Consider the following 21,104-nt stretch of genomic DNA (forward strand, 5'->3'; position numbering starts at 1 on the left):
AGGCAATACTGGATGAGGCTGCGGCACTTGTAACATAGCAAGTGTGCAGGGGAGGAAAAAATGTTCTGGCGCGGTTTGGCATGTCGTCTTGGCATAGCCTTGTTTGGCCTTCAACTATGCATCGCTCACGCGTATGCGGTTGACGCTGCTTGCGCCTATCGTGGTGCGCTGGATGAGCGCTATTGCGATGAGAACCGCGATCTTGTCGCTGATGCCCCAAAAGACTCATCCCAGTGGCGTGATCCACAGACACTCGTCTGGGCCTATTCCCCCATTGAAGACCCTGCAGTCTATGCCCGCCTCTTCAAGCCGTTCACCCAGCATCTGGAAGTCTGTCTCGGACGGCAGATCGTTTATTATCCAATCCAGTCAAGCGCTGACGAAGTCGAAGCGATGCGTTCGGGCCGACTGCATTTTGCAGGCTTCTCGACGGGGCCGACAATCGAAGCGGTCAATCGTGCAGGGGCCGTACCTTTTGCAGCCAAAGGTACAGACCAACAGATGCGTGGATACCGGTTGGTAGCAGTTGTGCGCGCCGATTCTCCTTATGAAAAGCTCAGCGATCTCAAGGGACGGCGCATTGCGCATGCTTCACTGTTTTCCAACTCAGGCAATGTTGCGCCACGCGCACTTTTCCCCAAAGAAGGTTTGACGCCGGGACAGGACTACGCGCCGATTATGTCCGGCGGGCACGACAAGTCGATCCTTGGAGTAGTCGCCGGTGATTACGATATGGCCGCTGTTGCGTCAGACGTGCTGGAACGCATGATTGATCGCGGGCTGGTCAAACGCGAAGCATTGCGTGTGATTTATGAGAGCGATCTGTTTCCGACATCATCCTTTGCCTATGCCCATAATCTCGCGCCATCCCTTGTGGCCGAGATGAAACGGTGCTTCTTCAATTTCACATTCACAACGGAAATGAAGGCAGAGTTTCAGGGTGACGATCACTTCATTCCCATTCATTACGACACGGCGTGGTCCGTCGTCCGTGAGGTGAGTGAAAAGGCAGGCGCACCGCCCCCCTAGTTTCGCTCGATAACGGGCGGATATTTTCGTATGGCGCTCTTCATACGCCAGCTCCCGCAGCAAGCCAGAAATATTCCAGTCGAAATCCTTTCGGACTTCGGCAAGGGCAAGTTCGGCTCCAAGTGGTTAAAATCATGAGTTATTACAAACAACTGACGTATAAATATAAGGTCTACAACGCAGACCCCACGACTATGATCGGGGTGCTGCTTGCTGTCGCCTTTGCCTATCTTATCGCAGCACCTATTGTGTTGTTGTTGTCGGATGCGGTGCTGGTTCAGTTCGCTGATCGGGCACGTTCCGGCCAGCAGATTGGTGAGCTGACCTTCTACTATTTCAACCGGGCATTCTTCTCCGCAATCTCGACGGATGTGTTCTGGCGACCGCTCTGGAATACGGCAATCATAGCTCTTGGTTCGATTGTCTTTGCACTGGTTACAGGCATTCCACTGGCATGGCTCCTGAGCCGCACCAATTTGCCGGGCAAGAAGTGGTTCTCGACGGCACTGATCGTGCCTTATATGTTGCCGTCCTGGACCTTCGCACTGGCTTGGCTGACCCTGTTCAAAAACCGCACCACCGGTGGTCAGCCAAGCTGGATGGAAGCTTTGGGCTTTTCGCCACCCGATTGGCTGGCCTATGGCATGTTGCCGATCACGCTCATTCTGGCGATGCACTACACACCATTCGTAATCCTGCTGTTTGGTAATGCGCTGCGTCAGTTTGATTCCACGTTGGAAGATTCAGCCCGCGTCATGGGTGCCGGCAAATTATTGATCGCGCGTCGTATCATTTTGCCACTGATGCTCCCATCGCTTGTATCGGCTTCAACGTTGATTTTCGCCAAATGTCTCGGTGATTTTGGTGTAGCTTATATTCTCGGCGTGCCTGTCGGTTTCGATGTATTGGCGACGTCATTGTTCCGCGCTATTTCGACCAGCCAGGCAGGTATGAGTGCTGTTCTGGCTGCAACCATCGTGGTTCTGGGCAGCATCTCAATATTTCTCGACATGTATCTGCTCAAAGAAGCCCGCCGTTTTGTGACCATCGGTAACAAGGGCTCGATGAACCGTGAAACGGAGCTTGGGCGCTTCCGTTTGCCTGCATTCAGCTTTGCTATGCTGATGTTTCTTGTCAGTGCGTTCATTCCGTTGATGGCTTTGTTGCTGACCACTGTCATGCGCGTTCCGGGCGTGTTCGCACTTGATAACTTCACGCTGGATTTCTGGATCGGTACCAATCTCAACACCACTGCCATGAGCAATGGTATTTTGCTCACGGGCGAATTCTGGCGGGCGACCTGGAATACACTCTGGATTGTAGGTTCGGCTGCAATTGGCGCAGGTTTCCTCGGTCTGCTGGTTGGGTATGTCGTTGCAAGAACTCCTGTTTCGCTGGTTGGTAGTTTCCTGCGGCAGGTGACTTTCCTGCCATATCTGGTGCCGGGCATTGCCTTTGCTGCAGCTTATCTCACGATGTTTGCGGTGCAGCGCGGACCTCTTCCTGCCCTCTATGGGACGCCAATTCTCCTCGTTCTGGCAATCCTTGCCGATCAGATGCCATTCGCATCACGCGCAGGTATTTCGGCGATGATGCAGCTTGGCAAAGCGCCCGAAGAAGCGGCTCAGATTGCGGGCGCTGGCTTCTGGCGTCGCCTCGTTTCCATCGTTGCGCCGATCCAGAAAGGGTCGCTTGTTTCGGGAATCCTGCTGCCGTTCATCTCCGGCATCAAAGGCTTGAGCCTTGTCGTCGTGCTGGCTGTTCCCGGTACCGACGTTCTCACCACCTACGCATTGCGCCTTGTCGACTACAGCTACAGTCAGGCCGCAAATGCAGTCGTTCTGATGATCTGCGTGATTGCCTTTGGCGGCACAGTCATCGTTCAAAAACTCACCAACAGCAAATTGTCTGACGGATTGGGAGGCAAATAATGTCGAGCATTACTATTCGCGATGTCAGAAAGAGCTACGGCAAAGCCACCCGCGCCGCAGTTGAAAGACTCTCTCTTGAAATTCCTAAGTCGGAATTTCTATGCCTGCTCGGACCGTCGGGTTGCGGCAAGACTACAACGCTTCGCATGATTGCGGGACTGGAATATCCAACGGAAGGCCAGATACTGGTCGACGGCAAGAAGATCGTTTCGGTGGATGATGGCATCTATGTGCCACCGGAGAAGCGTGGCATGGGTCTGGTTTTTCAGAACTATGCGCTCTGGCCACACATGACCGTCGAGCAGAACGTCGAGTTCGGTTTGAAGCTGCATAAGGTCGCCAAGGCCGAACGCCAGCGCATTGTCGATGATGTACTACAAAAGCTTGGCATCGAGCGTTATCGCGACCGCTTGCCTGCGCAAATGTCTGGTGGTCAGCAGCAGCGCGTAGCGCTTGCCCGTATGCTGGCGCTTAAGCCTGACATTATTTTGCTGGATGAGCCGCTTTCCAATCTCGATGCGAAACTGCGTCTGGAAATGCGCGCAGAGCTTAAGCGCATTCATCAGGAAATGGGTTCAACAGTCGTATTCGTCACCCATGATCAGTGGGAAGCGATGACTTTGGCAACCACTATCGCAGTGATGAGCGAAGGCGAGTTGCAGCAGCTTGGTACACCCGATGATATTTATGAACGCCCGGCCAATCGCTTTGTGGCGGAGTTTATCGGCAATCTGCCAATCAACATCACCGAACTGAATGACAGCAACAACGGCGCGCTGGCCACATGGGCACGTGAGTATCTGAAAGCACAGAACTTCGCTGCAAGCGGCGTCGGTTCTGTTGGCATCCGGCCTGAATCGGTGCGCCTGAGCGATAAGACGATTGAGCACGGATGTGTCGCCAAGGTTGTCGATATTGTCCCCACCGGCGGCAGCTGGATCGTCGAACTGTCAGTCCATGGCGAGCAGTATTTTGCCATCGCTTCAGATGCTCCAGCCCAAAAGGCTGGCGACGAAATCTGGTTCCATGTCGAACGCAGCCACGTCCATGTATTCGACAATGAAGGCAAGCGCATCGGCGGCTGATTAGAGGCGCGTCAAAATAAGAAGCTGCCGCACGTTCTCAAATAATAATCATCAACGTTGGAGGAAATAATGACTTTAACCCTTCGCACTTATGCTGCTCTCTCTCTGAGTGCGGCACTTCTGGCAAGCACAGCCGTTCTGGCAGAGCCTGCGAGCGAAATTGGCATCAAGGATGCTGATTACTCACTCGAAGCTTTGATCGAAGCCGCCAGGAAAGAGCCGGGCATCACTGTTGTGGATGCGACTGGCAAGATCGTGACCATGGCTGAAGCTTTCACCGCAAAATACGGTGTTAAAGCGACTGGCGTGAAGATGAACGGCCAGAACCAGGAACAGGTTATTCTGCGTGAAGCGGCTGCGAACAATGTTCGCACGGACGTTTTCAACATGAGCAATCTGCCTTCGGTGACGTCGGAAATCGTCGTTCAGGGTGCAGGTCTCAGCTGGCTTCCAGTCGATCTTAAGGATCAGATTCCTGCGGAGTATCAGAATCCTGCAATCACCAGCCTTAACCCATGGGTTTGGACATATAATTCGGACGTGCATGGCGATAAATGCCCGATTGACAATATCTGGGCGCTGACCACGGAAGAGTGGAAAGGCCGTATTGCGATCCCTGATCCGCTTCTGCGCAACGAAACCATGTTCTGGTTTAATCAGATTGCCGAGCATGATGATGAAGCAATGCGCAAGGCTTATGAAGAGTTTTTCGGCGAACCGCTGAAGACAGAAGAAACCAGCGCGACTGCAGAATGGGTCAAGCGTTTCGCCAAGAACCGCCCAACTGTTACCCGCAGTGATACCGAAGTCGGTCCGATCATCGGTGCCAAGGGGCAGGAAAAGCCTTTCATGGGCTTCCTCAGCACTGCCATCTATCGCGATGCCAAGAAAAATGGCTACACGATGGGTATCTGCGCAGGCATGAAACCTTGGGTTGGCCAGTTGACGCCACGTGTTGCCGTTATTGCATCGGGAACCAAGAGCCCGAACGCTGCCAAGCTTTTCGTGCATTATATGATGACCGAAGAGGGAATGGCGCCGCAGTTGGCAGACGGAAAAATTTCGTCAAACAAGAACGCAAAAATTCCTGACGGTGAAGTTTCAGGCATCGTGAATGTTATGGATCAGCTTTACGTTCCGCATTCTGAGACTTCTGAAAGCGACTATTCCAAGCTTCAGGATTGGCAGGACTTCTGGACCATCAATTCGCGATAAGCGGATACTGTGCCATTGAAACGACAAGAGGGCGTCAGCGCCCTCTTGCTGCTACTTATCGTGAGACCGGGGCCTTGTTTGCGGCTTATTCATTGTTAAAGTTGGTGTAGCTGGTCGCATAAATCCATGTGGGTAACTGATCGGCGCGAAACAGCCATCTGGCTCTCAACCGAAAGATATCCAATGAAGACGGCAGCTCTTACTTTCATCGCGTTTTCATTTTGCATTGGCGCTGCTCAAGCCTCGAGCCCTGCCGCCTGGGAAGCACTTCACACCAAGGTCGTCAGCTCGTGCATGGCTAAGTCCTCGATGGTGAGCCCATTTGTTTCAGAGCCAGTCGATTTTGACGACAGTGTCGGTAAAGTTGCGCTGATCTTGCGTGAAGGATCGAGCCGCAATCGCAAGCAGCCTAAGGACACGACTGTCCTCTGCCTCTATGACAAGCGATCAGGAAAAGTGGTGATCGAAGAGGTTCGCTGGAAGAAGAACTGATCTTCTTTCGCTTCCCTTTAAAAGGCGATGGCAGGCAATACCATAAGTATCGGGCTCTGGCGTGATGAAGCCGGTAGCCCTGAAACTGCCAGTCTGAGTTAAATGGCATGGCTACGTTATTGAACTTATTCACAAGTCAGCGAAGGTTGGCGGAAATTCGTCACATACCAATCGCGACCTGATCTGCGCGTGTAGAACGTATAAAAGCATTCGGTTTGCTCGACATAGCCCGGCGTTTCAGTTCCTTTATAACGTTCGCCACGTCGCGTTTCATGCACCTCACCGGTAAAATCGCCCGCTACGGCCTGTGTCTTGGTTCGATGCCATTGATAGGCTTGTTCGTTTGCACCCAGCTTGTAAACGTTATCTGGCGGTCCATAGTCGAGCATGACGCTGGTGATGGGCGAGCCGATGTAACTTTTCATGACCTGCGAGGCGCAAGCTGTAAGTACAATCGTCCCGCAGAAGGCGACTATTACCGCTGAGAATACAGGTGATAATCTGGATGCCATGTTTGTTCCTGTCGACTGCTTTTCATCGCAGCAACGATATGAACCAACATTGCAAGCACATTGCGTGTTGATGTGCGATCAACAAAGCCGCTCGGAATGCTTGTCGCAAGATGCTAAATGGTGGCGCGCTTGGATTGCAATGTAGTCGCAATGTTGAGTGGCTAATGGGGGAGCGAGGGCAAGAACTGGCCTCTGAGGGAAAATCGTTGCGTATCTTGCTTCTTGAAGATGAACCTGAAATGGCGCGCGCTCTGCTCGAGGCGCTGCGACGGCATGAGGTGCTGGTTGATCATGTAGGCACCATAGCTGATGCCGATGCATTGGCGCGTGACGGCAATTATGACGCACTCGTTCTGGATCGCCGTCTTCCCGATGGAGAGGGACTGGAACTGGTTGCAGCACTTCGTCAAAGCAAGCTCTCGGTGCCTATTTTGGTTTTGACGGCTTTAGGAAGTGTAGATCATCGCGTTGATGGGCTCGATGCAGGTGCCGATGATTATCTTGCCAAACCCTTTGCGATTGAGGAATTGCTTGCACGATTGCGAGCGCTCAGAAGGCGTGGCTCTTCGCTGTCGGACAAGTATTTGAGTTTTGGAAATCTGATCATCGATCCGCGGAGCAATCAGGTCAGCGTCGTTGATACAATCATCGAGTTTCCACGCCGCGAGTATCTCGCTCTGGAAGCCCTTATGCGGCGACCAAACCGCATTGTAACCCGGTCAAATCTTGTCGAGGCGGTTTACAATCTCGATGATGAGATTGAGTCCAATGCCCTGGATGCGCACATCTCGCGCATCCGCAAGAAGCTTGCTCAGGCCGGAGCCACAGTTGAAATAAGAGCTGTGCGAAACATCGGTTATTTGATCCGGTCGAAAGCATGAAGAAAGAACGTAGTCGATCATTGCGATGGGCCCTGATGAAACGGCTGTTCGTGTCGCAGGCGTTTCTTCTTGTGCTTTTTGTTGCCCTGCTTGTTGGTTGGATCTGGATTATCAATCCTGAGCTGGAAGATGCCAATGAAGAGGCCGTTCGTGTCATCGCTGAAAGTGTGATGAAAGACGGTCAGGGGCATGTTCAATTGCTGGAGACGCCCGAATTCGTGCGGCTGAAGCAGCAGTATCCCGATCTCTGGTTCATTGTGCGGGACGATAATGACATTGTCTTGCAATACGGGAAAATACCTTGGGCAGGGCTTGAGGCAGCCTTTCCTTGGACAATTGACCGGGCCCGCGTGCAAGCCGCAAATACTGCGCGTGCGACGGTAGAAAACCGGAATACCTCTGCCGGGAAGTTGCAAATTATCGCGTCGACGGACAAAGGGTTCGAAAATGAGGGCATCAGTCTTTGGATCAGTATGCAAGTCGATCTGGCCAAATATCCAGACGGCGAAATTCATTGGTTGAATGTATTGCCCGGCTTGGGATTGATTGTGCTCATTGCCGTGGTTCCCATGCTCATTTTGACGAGTATTGCGACATTGATCGTTACGCCACGCGCGGTTGGGCGGTCTCTGCGCGGTCTCATGGAAACAGTAAAACAGGCACAGGGGATCAATTTTGAAAATCGATCTGCCCGCATAGATCGTTCCAAGGTTCCTCAGGAAATCATCCCATTGGTGGATGCCTTCAACACAGCGCTCTCCAAGCTTGATGAAGGGTATAATCGTCGTAATCGTTTCTTGGCTGATGCCGCGCATGAACTCAGGACTCCAATTGCGATAGCTCGCACACGAGCCGATCTGCTCGCCGACGACGCTGTGAGCAGGCAACTGCGATCCGATATTGATCGTCTCGCACGGGTGGCGCATCAGCTTTTGGAGATGCAGGCTATTGGTGTCGTTGAATTGCGCGCGGAGCGCCAGGATTTGAATGTACTTGTTCAGCGCTTGGCAGCCGATCTTGCGCCTCTGGCACTGGATGCGGGTTACGATTTCGATTTTGAGCCAAGTAGCGAAGAGGCCATCTTCACGGTCCAGACATCGATTATCGAAATGGCAGTCGTTAACCTCATCCGAAATGCAATCGATCACGCTGGCGGCAAAGGCTTAATCGTTATCAAGATCGGTGTGTCGGGGACTATTGACGTTTGTGATGAGGGTGCAGGCATTCCGCTTTCGGAGCGAGAGCATGTGTTTGAGCCGTTCCACCGCATCAATACCCACTCGTCGGGTGCCGGTCTTGGATTGAATCTGGTGCAGAAAGCGGCAGAAATTCACGGCGGGAAAGTTTTGTTTTTCGACCTGAAACCGGGCTTCTGCGTCCGTCTGCAAATTCAGTCCGTAAGTGCTATCGGGCGCAAGCCCCAGAATTAAGAGAACATGCAGGAAATACACATCCTTATTATTTGGTTAAAGAAATCCCTCTAATTGTATAAATTTAATAAATAAATATCAGTTTAAAATAATTCACGCAATCTGGGCGCAACGCTCGCGAGGAGAATGGCAGTATCTTCTGAATTAGTCAGTGCAAGTTGCTGATTGGCTTGGAGGATCAACCGGAGCCAACTTCTGGTTCTTCAACGCGAACTGAAACCTGGGAAGCCTCAAAGAATGGCGCGCCGGTTTCGTCTGGAGTTATACTATGTCTTTCATCGCAAAATTACTCACGGCTGCGACTGCCGCAATCGCGCTCACAACGAATGCATATGCTGCTGATCTCAGTAATAATTCATCGGGATCGTTCGATTACGAAACCCCACCGGCATTCTCATGGAGTGGAGCCTACATCGGCGCGCATGGTGGGCTCGCTTCTCCAAAGGTCAACCCTTTCACTGGCGGAAAAGGTATGACTGGCGGTGTGCAGGCTGGCTATAATTTTCAGTTCGGCCCCGGTGTCATTGGTGCTGAACTTGAAGGTTCGTATATGGGCAATGAAGCGCGTGTGCCACATGGTCGTTTAAGCGAACGCTTTCGCGGGGCCGCCAAAGCCAGGGCTGGTCTGTCGTTTGACCAATCACTTGTTTATGGCACGGCCGGCCTGACCATGACGAAGTTCAAGGATGGTGACGACGTTACCGGTCCTAGTGGCAGGAAGCCGGGCTATCTTTTGGGTGGTGGTATCGAGCAGGGATTTGGTGGCGGTCTGTCGGCAAAGATCGAGTATAATTATGTGACCACCAAGGACGTCTCGACAACGACATCATATGGCACGACCAAGACCAATGTGCATGATCACGTTATCAAGGCAGGCGTAAACTACCGTTTCTGATGACTTAAGCTGAGCGTCTATAACAGGGAGGCGTTCAAACAAGTTTTGCAGCTTTAATTTCGAAAGTGACAATCCCACGCCCGTCACCGGTGTAAAGAAGACTTGGAATGAGCTGCATTCATCAAGAAAGCTCATGGCAGACCGCTGTCAGTGATAACAGTCAGGCATTCATCGCAGAAAGGCCGGAGGTAAACCTCCGGCCTTAAGACTCAGGTTTTTGTTTTGGCTATCGAGTTATTCGCCCGCTGCCAGATGTGGGGCTTCTATCTTGGCTCCTGCATGTTTCAATGGGCGTTCACCGCTCAGCTTGCGGATCAGCACATAGAATACCGGCGTCATGAAGATACCGAAGGCCGTTACGCCGATCATACCTGCAAAGACCGCAATACCCATTGCCGAGCGCATTTCCGCACCTGCCCCCGTCGAAATCACCAACGGGACCACACCCATAATGAAAGCGAGCGAGGTCATCAGGATTGGACGCAGACGCAAGCGACTGGCTTCGATGGCTGCCTGAACGGCACTACGTCCCGACATTTCCAGCTCGCGCGCAAACTCGACAATAAGGATCGCGTTTTTCGCGGACAGTCCCACAAGCACTATTAAGCCGATCTGGGTGAAGACGTTGTTGTCACCACCTGTCAACCAGACGCCGGTCAGTGCTGCCATGATGCCCATTGGTACGATCAGGATAATCGACAATGGCAGGGTAAGGCTTTCATACTGTGCAGCCAGAACCAGATAAACCAGCAGCAACGCAAGCGGGAATACCAGGAAGCCAGAACTACCGGCGAGGATCTGCTGATAGGTCAGATCGGTCCACTCGAAAGCAATGCCAGCGGGCAGGGTTTCTGCGGCGATACGTTCAATGGCGGCCTGTGCCTGACCGGAGGAGAAGCCTGGTGCCGGATTGCCATTGATATCGGCCGAAAGGAAGCCATTATAACGGATCGCACGTTCTGCACCCACAGTCTGTTCAACTTTCAGAAGAGCCGATAGTGGGATCATTTCTCCTGATTGCGAGCGTACTTTCAGCTTGCCGATATCTTCGGAATGGCTGCGATAATTGGCATCCGCCTGAATGCGCACGCTGTATGTGCGTCCGAAAGCATTGAAGTCGTTGACATAGAGCGAACCCAGATAGATTTGCAGGGTTTCAAATACATCCGTGACTGCAACGCCAAGCTGACGCGCTTTCACACGATCAAGATCGGCATAAAGTTGCGGCACGTTGACCTGGAAGCTCGAATAAAGACCAGCCAGTTCCGGCGTTTGATAGGCCTTGGCGAGAAACGCCTTGGTCGCATCATCCAGTGCACGGAAACCGAGCCCGTTTCTGTCTTCAAGCTGAAGCTTGAAACCACCTGTCGTGCCAAGTCCCTGAACCGGCGGTGGCGGGAACATCGCGATGAAGGCATCCTGAATGGCACCAAACTGCTGGTTCAACTGCATGGTGATGGCATTAGCTGACAGATCGGCGGTCTTACGCTCCTCGAACGGCTTCAATGTCACGAAAACGATGCCGGAGTTTGACGAGTTGGTGAAACCATTGATCGACAGACCGGGGAAGGCGATGGCATTGGCGACACCTGGCTGCTTAAGCGCTATATCGGTCATGCGGCGGATGACATCTTCCGAGCGGTCAAGCGTTGCCGCATCTGGCAATTGCGCAAAGCCGATCAGATACTGCTTGTCCTGTGCTGGAACGAAGCCGCCGGGGACTGCACGGAACAGAACGAAGGTAACACCCAGCAACACGAGATAAAGACCCATCACCAGCGACTTGCGCGAAAGAATGCGCCCAACGCCGCGACCATAAGCATTCGAGCCTGCGCCAAAGACGCGGTTGAAGCCACGGAAGAACCAGCCGAACATCTTGTCCATGATACGGGTCAGACGGTCTTTCGGCGCATCATGGCCGCGCAACAAAAGAGCTGCGAGAGCAGGCGAAAGCGTCAGCGAATTGAAGGCTGAGATCACTGTCGAGATTGCAATCGTCAGTGCGAACTGGCGATAGAACTGACCGGTCAATCCGGTGATGAAGGCAAGCGGCACGAATACCGCAACCAGCACCAGTGCAATTGCAATAATCGGGCCGGACACTTCCTGCATTGCGCGATAGGTCGCTTCGACCGGCGATAGTCCTTGCTCGATGTTACGCTCAACATTTTCCACTACCACGATGGCATCATCGACCACGATGCCGATGGCGAGAACGAGGCCAAAGAGACTAAGCGCATTGATGGAGAAGCCGAACACGTACATGACCGCAAACGTCCCCACGATGGAGACGGGAACGGCAACCAGCGGAATGATTGATGCGCGCCATGTTTGCAGGAACAGGATGACCACGATCACCACGAGAACGATGGCTTCAAGCAGAGTGTGGATGACGGATTCGATCGAGGCCTTCACGAACTGCGTGGTGTCGTAGACGATGTCGAAATCCACACCTTCAGGCATGGATTTTTTCAGGTCTGCCATGGCTGCATGGATATTTTCCGAGATTTCCAAAGCATTGGAACCCGGTGCCTGAAACACACCCATACCCACGGCCGACTTATTGTCGAGGAGCGAGCGCAGTGAATAATCGGCAGCGCCCATTTCAACGCGGGCGACATCACCGAGGCGAGTGATTTCGCCTTCACTACCTGACTTTACAACGATATTGGCAAAATCTTCGGGGTTCTGGAGGCGGCCCTGTGCATTGACCGAAAGCTGCATGTCGAGGCCCGGAACGGAAGGCGAAGCGCCGATGACGCCCGCTGCGGCCTGAACGTTTTGCTGACGCACGGCATTGGCGATATCACCTGCCGAAAGCCCGCGTTCGGCAGCCTTTTGCGGATCGATCCATACACGCATGGAATAGTCGCCACCACCAAAGATTTGCACCTGTCCGACGCCCGGAATACGGGCCAGACGGTCCTTGACCTTGAGAACCGCATAATTGCGCAGATAGTTCACATCATACTGGCCATTGGGCGAGATGAGGTGAACAACAAGCGTCAGGTCGGGTGAGCTTTTGGCGGTAGTGACGCCGAGTGTCCGAACTTCCGCAGGCAGGCGCGGTTCGGCCTGTGAAATACGGTTCTGCACAAGCTGCTGGGCCTGATCGGGATCGGTGCCAAGCGCGAAGGTGACGGTCAACGTCATGACGCCGTCAGCGGTTGCCTGGCTCTGCATATAGAGCATGCCCTCGACACCGTTGATCTGTTCTTCCAGCGGTGTTGCCACCGTTTCGGAAATCACGGCGGGGTTAGCGCCTGGATATTGCGCGCGTACCACGATCTGTGGTGGCACGACTTCCGGATATTCTGAGATCGGCAGACCCGTCATGCCGAGCAGACCGCCGACGAAGATCAGGACCGACAGAACGCCAGCGAAGACCGGGCGGTCAACGAAAAAGCGTGAAAAGTTCATCTTTTTATCCCCCTTAGGCGGGAAAGCAAAAACTCTCCTGTCTCGCGAAAACATGCGTTCTCGCGAGTTGAATAGGCTGAGTTCGTTGCGTTTACGCGCAGGCTTTCAGCCTGCGCCGTTTCAATCAGTTCTTGGCGAGCGTTTCAGTCACCGGCTGCGGGGCTACAACGACACCGGGACGAATGCGCTGAAGGCCATTGACGACGATGTTTTCGCCAGCTTTTAGCCCGCTCTCGACGATACGGAGCCCATCATAATTGCGGCCCAGTACCACCTGTCGGTATTCAACCTTGTTGTCCGCGCCCACGACGAAGACAAACTTCTTGTCCTGATCGGACGAGATAGCGCGGTCGCTGACCACGAGCTTCTCATCCGGGTCTGGTTCACCAAAGCGAATGCGGACGAACTGGCCCGGAATGAGCCTGCCATCCGGATTGTCGATGGCCGCGCGGACACGGATTGTGCCAGTGGTGGCATCGACTTCATTGTTGATGAGCTGGATGTGGCCGGAAATGGGTGTGCCGTCATCAGCCGCTGTACCGATCTGAACCGGAATGCGCTCGATGGCGCTTCCACCGGGTGACGTGGCGAGCTTGGCAAGCGCTTTGGTGACAACTTCTTCATTGGCACTGAAGCTTGCATAGATCGGATCAACGGAAACCAGGGTTGTCAGAACCGGGGAAGCGGAACTTGCGGCAACCAGATTACCAGCTGTAACATCCAGTCGTCCGACACGACCCGAAATCGGCGCACGGACTTCGGTATACTGGAGATCGAGTTCAGCAGAACGAAGAGCTGCCTTGGCCGAACGAAGGCTGGCCTGCGCTTCATCATAAGCGCTTGAACGCTGATCAAGACCACTTTGAGCAATTGTGCGCGTTGTTACCAGCTGTCGTCCGCGTTCAAGTTCGGTCTTGGCCAGTGCCGTACGCGCCTCTTCGGCGGAAACTTGCGCTTTGGCTTTTTCGACGGTGGCTGCATACGGTTCCGGGTCGATGGTGATAAGCAGGTCGCCTTGCTTGACGAGACTGCCTTCACGGAAATGCGCCTTCTGGATTGCACCACCAACGCGTGGGCGAATTTCGACGCGTTCGATGGCTTCCAGACGGCCGGAAAATTCTTCCCAACTGTTAATCGATCGCGATTCCGCCTTAGTTACCGAGACTGGTACGGCAGGGGGAGGAGCAGAAACATCGGTAGCAGCGTCAGCATTAAGGTGAGGAGCGCCAAAGAAGATGGCACCGCCGCCTGCTGCAGACAATAGGATACCGAGGCCGGCGCCCCATAGGGCCCGACGGGTAATGTTCGATGTCATGTTGTATCTCCTAACCGGTGGGGACCGGTTTTATTTTGAACCTCAGTCCGGCGGTTGGGAGACCACTTGAGCTGAGGCTAAGCTGCGATTTGCTTTGCACCTGCCTGCCGGAAGAAATCGGAAAACAGGTCGATCAGTTTGTGTTCCTGCGGCGGCCACTCCGTACTCGCCACCTCATTTTCAGGTATCCACCCGGCTTTTCCAGGCAGAATATGCGACTGAACCTTCACGCCTGCCTGCCGGAGACGCTCGGCATAAGCCTGCGTTTCATCCCGCATCGGACATTCGGCACTGGACACAAGCAGGGTAGGCACCAGGCCCGCCAAACGTGTACAAAGAGCGGGAGCAGCATAAGGATGCGTAAACCCGGCGCACTCGCCAAGATAATTCTGCCAGCCATCCGCCATCGACTGAACCGCACCTTCCGGGCAGTATTTTCGGAAAGACGCCGTAGCGAGACAAGGGTCGAGCATGGGCGAAAGCAATATCTGGCCCTTGAGTTCTGTCAGATTTTGATCTCGCGCCATCAACGCCAAACCAGCTGCAATGTTGCCACCCGCCTCTTCACCGGCGATGAACAGCATCGACTTCTTGTGCGCAAACTCCGGACAACGTGCGCGCATCGAAGTCATAATTGAATAAGCCACCTCGAGTGCCGCCGGGAACGGATTGAGACAGGCCGATGAATATTCCGGCGAGACCACCACAGCACCCGCCTCGGCAAGTGTTTCAGCAACGCGCTCGCAGGCACCAAGACAGTTAACCGAAAAAGCTCCGCCGTGGAGATGCAGAACCACTGGCGGCGGTGAAAGCAACTTGGCACCGCGATAAATGCGTGCCGTGCAGGTGGTATCGCCAGCCTGCATTGTTCCAACCGTGAATTTCTCGCACATCTTTCTTGCTTTCGTTACTAGTGGTCTGTTTTCGACATTTGCATTCCTTAGATATAGGCATCGGCAAATGTCGGAATCAAAGCACTAGCGGCAAACTGCCATGTTGAGATACTATCATTGTCTATTATCTGGAATAGTCCCCTCAAATTGGTTACACTATCCATAAATCCGAACAATGATGGTTATTGAAAATGGATCAGCTCTCGGCCATGCGCGCTTTTCTCCGGGTCGTTGAAACCGGAAACTTCACACGCGCTTCCGCGTCTCTCAATGTGCCCAAAGCCACGATCAGTAATCTCATCCAGGGGTTGGAAGCCCATCTCCGTACAAAACTCCTCAATCGTACGACCCGCCGTGTTCTCGTAACACCGGATGGGGCACTTTACTATGAGCGGGCTGCACGATTGCTCTCCGATCTGGAAGAACTCGACGGCAGCCTTTCGAGTGCGCAGACCTTGCCGAAAGGGCGGTTGCGCGTGGAAATGGCAAGTGCTGTTGCCAATCTCATCATTATTCCGGCTTTGCTTGAATTTCATCAGCGCTACCCGGATATTCAGATTGATCTCGGAGTATCGGACCGGCCTGTCGATTATGTGGCAGAAAATGTGGACTGCGCGATTCGTATTGGTGAACTGGCAGACCAGTCGCTGATCGCGCGCCGCATTGGTGACATGCACTTTATTGCCTGTGCCTCAGCAGAATATCTTGACCGTTGGTCTGTGCCGCAACATCCGTCAGACCTGAGCAGAGACTGTTATGTCGTGGGGTATTTCCGCCCGCTGACCGGCCAACAGATGCCATTTCATTTCAGGCGAGGCACAGAAGAGGTCGAGATCAGCGGCCGATATATTGTAGCCGCTAATGAATCGACGACTTATCTTGCGGCAGCGCGAGCTGGGCTTGGTGTTGTACAAGCTCCGCTTTTCATGGTGCAGGACGATATTGAAAATGGAATATTACACCCGGTCTTGCAGGACTGGCAGATCGATCCGATGCCAATCCATCTTGTTTACCCGCCTAATCGCCACCTCAGCAATCGTCTGCGCGTTTTCGCCGATTGGGTCGTCAAGGTTGTGGCCCGCTCTCAGAATCTTGCGCCAGGTGCAACGAATGGATTGCCACGATAGGTCGAGGGGAATTTCACGTGTCCATATTCGCCAGAATGACGGGAATATTGGCGGCATGTAAAATATCCGACAAAACCGGAGTTGGCAGTTCGTTTGTTATGACGGCAGTAATGTCATGAACTGATCCAAGCTTCACCATGGCGCGTTTGCCAAATTTGGAGCTGTCCACCGCGAGCAACTTATGGGCAGCCTGTCTGAGGGCTGCTGAAACGACGGCTACTTCTGTATGGTCGTCGTCGCACAGATCGCCGTCAATATCGACGCCACTCACGGAAATGATTGCATAGTCGAATTTGAAACGCCGGATGAATTCAGGCGTGTCTTCCTGAAACATCCCCCCATCGATGGGACGGACGAAACCGCCGGGGACAGCAAGTGTGAAATCCGTCTTCTCGCTGATAATGGCAGCTGACCGCAGGCTGTAGGTGACGACGTGCAAATGCTCCCTGCTGACAAGTGCGTTGGCGATGGCCTCACAGGTTGTGCCTGTGTCGAGGAAAATACTGGCATTGTCGGGAATGAGTGCGACGACAGCTTCGGCAATTCGCGCTTTCTCATCCATTTGATCATGTCTGCGCTGACGGTAGGTTAGGGGATCAAGCGGCGCCAGTTGCGAGACGCCACCATGCAGTCTTCTGACTTTGCCCTGATGCTCCAGATCCGCAATGTCTCTCCGCGCCGTCTGCGTGGTGACTCGGAATCGTTCGGCTATTTCCTCGAGAGAAACATAATGGCTGTTCTCGATCCATTGCAGCAGCATTTGCTGCCGGACTTCTTTCTTGCCACTGGATACAGAAAGTTCGCTCATGCTCTCCGTCGCATCCTTTTGCGGTTGGTTGCTCAGATCCATCTCTCATTCTCAGGTTGAAATAGGCAAGGAAATTGTGGGGTTAGGCTACAGGCATTTGTCCGAAGTGATAGCAATTAAAAATGTAATATTAATGACATTTACTATTCAAATATGCCGAATTCAGAGTCCCGGAATTCCATTGGTGAGTAAAATGTAATAAAAGTGACATTTAACTCTGTCATTTCAGCATCAGGTGAAGTTGGATGACAAATCCAGCTGTCACGTTAATGAATTGGAAGCATTTTCCGAGAAAAGGACTGAGGGATGGTACCGGGGACAACAATACCTAGCCGAAAACTTCTGGCTTTGACTAAGCAGCTTTTATGCAGTGTTGCAGTCTCAGGCATTGCCGCTGTTCCGGCGCGCGTTGCCACATTGGGGCTGACAGCGGCAGGTGCACTGTTGCTACTTTCAGCTGGAGCCGATGCTGCATCACAAAACGCGGCACCCAAAAGCCATTCCCTGACAATCATGGGGTTCAATATCTGGAACAATGGTGCCAATTCGAAAATGTGGGACACTGACGAGAAAGCGAATGGCAATCTCGTTTACAACAAGACAATGCAGGATCTCTTGCGTGGTGTCGCGCCAGATATTCTCATCATGCCGGAACTGTATAACAATTCCGGTAAAGTCCTAAACGGCAAAAGCGTCGTTGGAGCGCATATCCAGAATACACTCGATCTTCTCAACAGTAACCCGGACAAGCTCGGAGACTATCAGAAGAACAAGGATTATGATGCTCGCGAAGGCAGCGGCATGATTTTCACGAGCGGCCCTGTGCAAAGTCTTGGCAATAATACAATCCGCATGAATCCCGGCAATGGCTTTTCGGATGTCTTTATTGAAGGTCGCCATCTGAACTATGCGGACGAGTCGACCAGTCGCATTCGGGAAGCCAAAAGCCTGGTTGAGGTAGCGCAAGAACGTGTGCTTCCGACTATTGTTACTGGTGATTTCAATGCAGGTGATGTGTCGGAACGCGGCCTGCTGAGTGTTGATGCGCAAATCAGGCTTATGAAGAGTGCCAGCGGCCAGAATTTCTACGCAAAGCTTGCTAACGAGTATGTAGCTGCTGGGGACGAAGCCAAGGTACATCAGGTCATTCAGGATGCGTATCCGACCCGTGACATTAACAGCTTGTCCTGGAAGCAATGGGCAGATGCGCTTGAGACTGCTTATAAGCAGGGCGCGGATACGGGACTCAAGGACGAAACCTATGCCGTCGCACACAATCAACCTGTAACGCTAAATATTCTCAAACAGCAATATCAGTTAATGCAGCTGGAGCGAAATCGGGAACTCTTCAAGCCAAGTGATTTGGGAGATGGCCGAGCAACATGGACCAGTGACGGAGAGGACGCGACCAACACTTGGCCGAGTTGGGACCGCGTTAATATTGACCATATCATGGTGTCGCGTCCGTTCGCCAAATGGGTGGAGATTGTCGATAACGGCAAATGGTCCGGTACGCTTTCGGAAGCGGCACGTTTGCCAAACGGCAACTCACTGTCGGATCACGATCCTGTTGCACAGGAACTGCGTTGGACCGGTCCGCAAATCCAGGCTTACCAAGAAGGTGAAGTGGAAAAGTCGCGTCTTGTCTGGGGTACTGGGGCTTACGGCTTTGAGGAAAAGAACAAGGAGTTCGTCCTTACCCGCAACAACCACCGTACGGACCTCTATCTTGGACAAATCTCGGACGCCGATGGCAATCCGATTCTCAGTGGCCTGACGCTTGAAGAAAAGAAGACGCTGCTCAACTGCGATAGCACGGATGCGCGCTTCCAGCAGGCTATCAAGGACTACTGCATTGACGATCATTCCTTCATCGGTGAAACGGCAGTAACAGATGGTGGCACCATCCTCGTTAGCGAAGATGCTGCGCTTGGAAATGCCGATGCCCGCTTGCGTCTGATTAATGGCGGTTTGCGTATCACTGGCAGCGATATGACAACGCTGGATCGAACCGTATCGCTCGAAGGACTTGGGTGGATCGATATTGCTGACGCAAATAATCGCGTGACGCTGCAGCAGCAGGCTACTGACGAAGGCGCTTTGCTCAAGCGCGGTGCCGGCACGCTCATTCTCGGTCAGGCCAACAGCTATACCGGCGGAACTATGGTTGAAGCTGGTGTCTTGCAGGCAGGTGTCGCAGGCGCATTCGTCGACAATACCACGTTTGCTGTAAATGGCGGCAAGCTTGATCTCAACAATTTCGATGTGACCATGTCATCGCTTTCTGGCGAAGGTGGTTCATTGAGCCTCGGTTCCGCTGCTTTGGGCATCAACCAGTCAGCCAACACGCGTTTCGACGGTAATATCGATGGGACTGGCAGTCTCACCAAATCCGGATCAGGTGTTCTGGTGCTGAATGGAGCCAATACCTATTCGGGTGGAACTACAGTTACAGAAGGCGGCCTGGTCATTGGCGATGCGGCCCATTCCGACGCTTTCCTCAGCGGTAAGGTCAGTGTTGAAAACGGCGCATCTCTCAGCGGGTTAGGCTTTATCGGCGGACTTTATGCCGGTGCTGGCAGTATCATTGCGCCGGGCAATTCCATTGGCACGCTGAAGGTCAAAGGCGACCTGACATTTGATGCTGCAGCTACTTACTCTGCGGAAATCGATGCATCAGGCAAAAGCGATCGCATTGATGTCAGCGGAACTGCAACGCTTGGCGGTGCAAAGGTCTATGTAGAAAAAGCTGCTGGCACCTATATGCCGGGCAAACGCTACACTATTCTCAGTGCTGAAGGTGGCATCACCGGCACATTTGGCGATTTGAGTCAGAACATGCCATTTGTCGATCTTGGTCTCGCCTATGATGTCAATTCGGTTTACCTTGATATTGCCCGAAACGATGTTGATTTTATCTCCACAGCAAACACACGCAATCAGAAGTCGGTTGCAGTTGCGGTTGAGGCTCTCGGTGCTGGCAATGCCGTCTACGACACTGTCGTCATGCAGGAAAGCGAAGATGATGCGCGTCGCGCATTCAATGCTCTCTCGGGTGAAATCCATGCTTCGACGAGAACCGCCATTATCAACGACAGCTCCATTATTCGCAATGCTGCAATGGATCGTATTGGCGCTGCATTCGGCAATGACGGACAAACATCTGTGGTGGCTACGGATGCAGGGTCAGCTCAAATTTCTGCACCACGTGCTGCAATCTGGGGGCAGGCGCTCGGTGTCTGGAGCGAAACCGGAGCAGATGGCAATGCTGGCAAGTTGAAGCAATCGACCGGAGGCTTTGTCGCAGGTTACGATGCGGAGGTTGTTGAAAACTGGAGATTGGGTGCGCTCGCAGGCTATAGCCGCACCAGCTTTGATGTGAATGATCGCAACTCTTCCGGCCACAGCGATAATTATCATGTTGGTATTTATGGTGGCACAAAGTGGAATGCGACCATGTTTAAGGCAGGCCTTGCCTATAGCTGGCACAAGATTGAAACGGACCGTTTCGTTGCCTTCCCCGATTTCTCGGAAAGTCTTGATGCCGACTACAGTGCGAATAGCTTTCAGGCATTTGGTGAACTCTCACATCGTGTCGATCTGAATGGGACGGTGATTGAGCCATTTGCTAACCTTGCTGTGGTTCGCCTGCAAACGGATCGCTTCAGCGAGAAGGGTGGGAATGCAGCACTGCAGATTGGAAAAGAAACGACGACAACTACGTTCACCACACTCGGTCTGCGTGCCTCTGCTCCAGTTGTCTTTGGCAGCTTGAATGCCAAGCTCAATGGCACAGTTGGCTGGCAGCACGCCTATGGCGATACTATTCCAACAGCGGCTGCTGCTTTTGATGCTGGAACTGTGTTTGAAGTGGCTGGCGCGCCAATTGCCAGGGACACAGCGATCATCAAGGCGGGCTTTGATATCGACCTTGGCAACCAGACGACGTTGGGTCTTGAATATTCCGGTCAGTATGGATCGAGCTTTAACCAGAACTCTGGCAAGGCCAGGCTCAGCGTAAAGTTCTAAAAACCATCGACTAAGATTTCTCGCCGGTGAGAATATCATGTC

General features: G+C 53.0%; 15 protein-coding genes. 10 read left to right on the top strand and 5 right to left on the bottom strand.

The features are described from left to right. The first annotated feature begins 60 nt into the window (after positions 1-60). From phnD to CEV32_RS08245, 5 genes are all read left to right on the top strand, one after another. Positions 61-1,029, top strand: a complete 969-nt coding sequence (gene phnD / locus CEV32_RS08225; protein WP_094576107.1) for a phosphate/phosphite/phosphonate ABC transporter substrate-binding protein — start codon at positions 61-63, stop codon at positions 1,027-1,029. A gap of 134 nt (positions 1,030-1,163) precedes the next feature. After that, positions 1,164-2,960, top strand: coding sequence for an ABC transporter permease (locus CEV32_RS08230; protein ID WP_094576109.1), 1,797 nt, complete (start codon positions 1,164-1,166; stop codon positions 2,958-2,960). Further along, complete coding sequence (locus CEV32_RS08235) at positions 2,960-4,045, top strand: ABC transporter ATP-binding protein (RefSeq protein WP_094576111.1); 1,086 nt, start codon at positions 2,960-2,962, stop codon at positions 4,043-4,045. Before CEV32_RS08230 ends, CEV32_RS08235 begins: the two co-directional genes overlap by 1 nt. A gap of 69 nt (positions 4,046-4,114) precedes the next feature. Beyond that, complete coding sequence (locus tag CEV32_RS08240; protein WP_094576113.1) at positions 4,115-5,260, top strand: ABC transporter substrate-binding protein; 1,146 nt, start codon at positions 4,115-4,117, stop codon at positions 5,258-5,260. A 183-nt stretch (positions 5,261-5,443) separates the two neighbouring features. Then, positions 5,444-5,752: a hypothetical protein gene (locus tag CEV32_RS08245; RefSeq protein ID WP_094576482.1), complete on the top strand. Its 309-nt coding sequence runs from the start codon at positions 5,444-5,446 to the stop codon at positions 5,750-5,752. Positions 5,753-5,877: 125 nt separating this feature from the next. Here the strand turns inward: CEV32_RS08245 and CEV32_RS08250 are convergent, their stop codons facing one another. Continuing rightward, positions 5,878-6,264 carry a hypothetical protein gene (locus CEV32_RS08250; protein ID WP_094576115.1) on the bottom strand — a complete coding sequence of 129 codons (387 nt, stop codon included), beginning with the start codon at positions 6,262-6,264 and terminating at the stop codon, positions 5,878-5,880. Positions 6,265-6,470: 206 nt separating this feature from the next. On the opposite strand from CEV32_RS08250, the gene CEV32_RS08255 reads away from it, so the two are divergent. The 3 genes from CEV32_RS08255 (at position 6,471) to CEV32_RS08265 (ending at position 9,470) form a co-directional block, all read left to right on the top strand. Beyond that, positions 6,471-7,145: a response regulator transcription factor gene (locus tag CEV32_RS08255; protein WP_094576118.1), complete on the top strand. Its 675-nt coding sequence runs from the start codon at positions 6,471-6,473 to the stop codon at positions 7,143-7,145. A gap of 35 nt (positions 7,146-7,180) precedes the next feature. Continuing rightward, positions 7,181-8,575, top strand: a complete 1,395-nt coding sequence (locus tag CEV32_RS08260; protein ID WP_235818770.1) for a sensor histidine kinase — start codon at positions 7,181-7,183, stop codon at positions 8,573-8,575. Between the two features lie 268 nt (positions 8,576-8,843). Then, the gene (locus CEV32_RS08265; RefSeq protein WP_094576122.1) at positions 8,844-9,470 is read left to right on the top strand and encodes an outer membrane protein; all 627 of its coding nucleotides are present in this window, start codon (positions 8,844-8,846) and stop codon (positions 9,468-9,470) included. A gap of 234 nt (positions 9,471-9,704) precedes the next feature. On the opposite strand, the gene CEV32_RS08270 is transcribed toward CEV32_RS08265, so the two are convergent. The 3 genes from CEV32_RS08270 to CEV32_RS08280 all read right to left on the bottom strand — a co-directional run bounded on the left by CEV32_RS08270 (position 9,705) and on the right by CEV32_RS08280 (position 15,098). Then, positions 9,705-12,890, bottom strand: a complete 3,186-nt coding sequence (locus CEV32_RS08270) for an efflux RND transporter permease subunit (protein WP_094576124.1) — start codon at positions 12,888-12,890, stop codon at positions 9,705-9,707. A gap of 124 nt (positions 12,891-13,014) precedes the next feature. Next, entirely contained in the window at positions 13,015-14,205 is a 1,191-nt protein-coding gene (locus tag CEV32_RS08275; protein ID WP_094576126.1) for an efflux RND transporter periplasmic adaptor subunit, read from the bottom strand. Between the two features lie 77 nt (positions 14,206-14,282). After that, positions 14,283-15,098 carry an alpha/beta hydrolase gene (locus tag CEV32_RS08280; protein WP_094576128.1) on the bottom strand — a complete coding sequence of 272 codons (816 nt, stop codon included), beginning with the start codon at positions 15,096-15,098 and terminating at the stop codon, positions 14,283-14,285. A 191-nt stretch (positions 15,099-15,289) separates the two neighbouring features. Between CEV32_RS08280 and CEV32_RS08285 the strand changes: the two genes are divergently transcribed. After that, entirely contained in the window at positions 15,290-16,225 is a 936-nt protein-coding gene (locus CEV32_RS08285; protein ID WP_094576130.1) for a LysR family transcriptional regulator, read from the top strand. A 13-nt stretch (positions 16,226-16,238) separates the two neighbouring features. Here the strand turns inward: CEV32_RS08285 and CEV32_RS08290 are convergent, their stop codons facing one another. Continuing rightward, entirely contained in the window at positions 16,239-17,075 is an 837-nt protein-coding gene (locus tag CEV32_RS08290; protein ID WP_094576132.1) for a DeoR/GlpR family DNA-binding transcription regulator, read from the bottom strand. Between the two features lie 264 nt (positions 17,076-17,339). Here CEV32_RS08290 and CEV32_RS08295 point away from each other — a divergent pair, with 264 nt between their 5' ends. After that, entirely contained in the window at positions 17,340-21,062 is a 3,723-nt protein-coding gene (locus tag CEV32_RS08295) for an autotransporter outer membrane beta-barrel domain-containing protein (protein ID WP_094576134.1), read from the top strand. Positions 21,063-21,104 lie beyond the last annotated feature (42 nt).

It is taken from the genome of Brucella rhizosphaerae (genome assembly GCF_002252475.1).
GTDB lineage: Bacteria > Pseudomonadota > Alphaproteobacteria > Rhizobiales > Rhizobiaceae > Brucella > Brucella rhizosphaerae.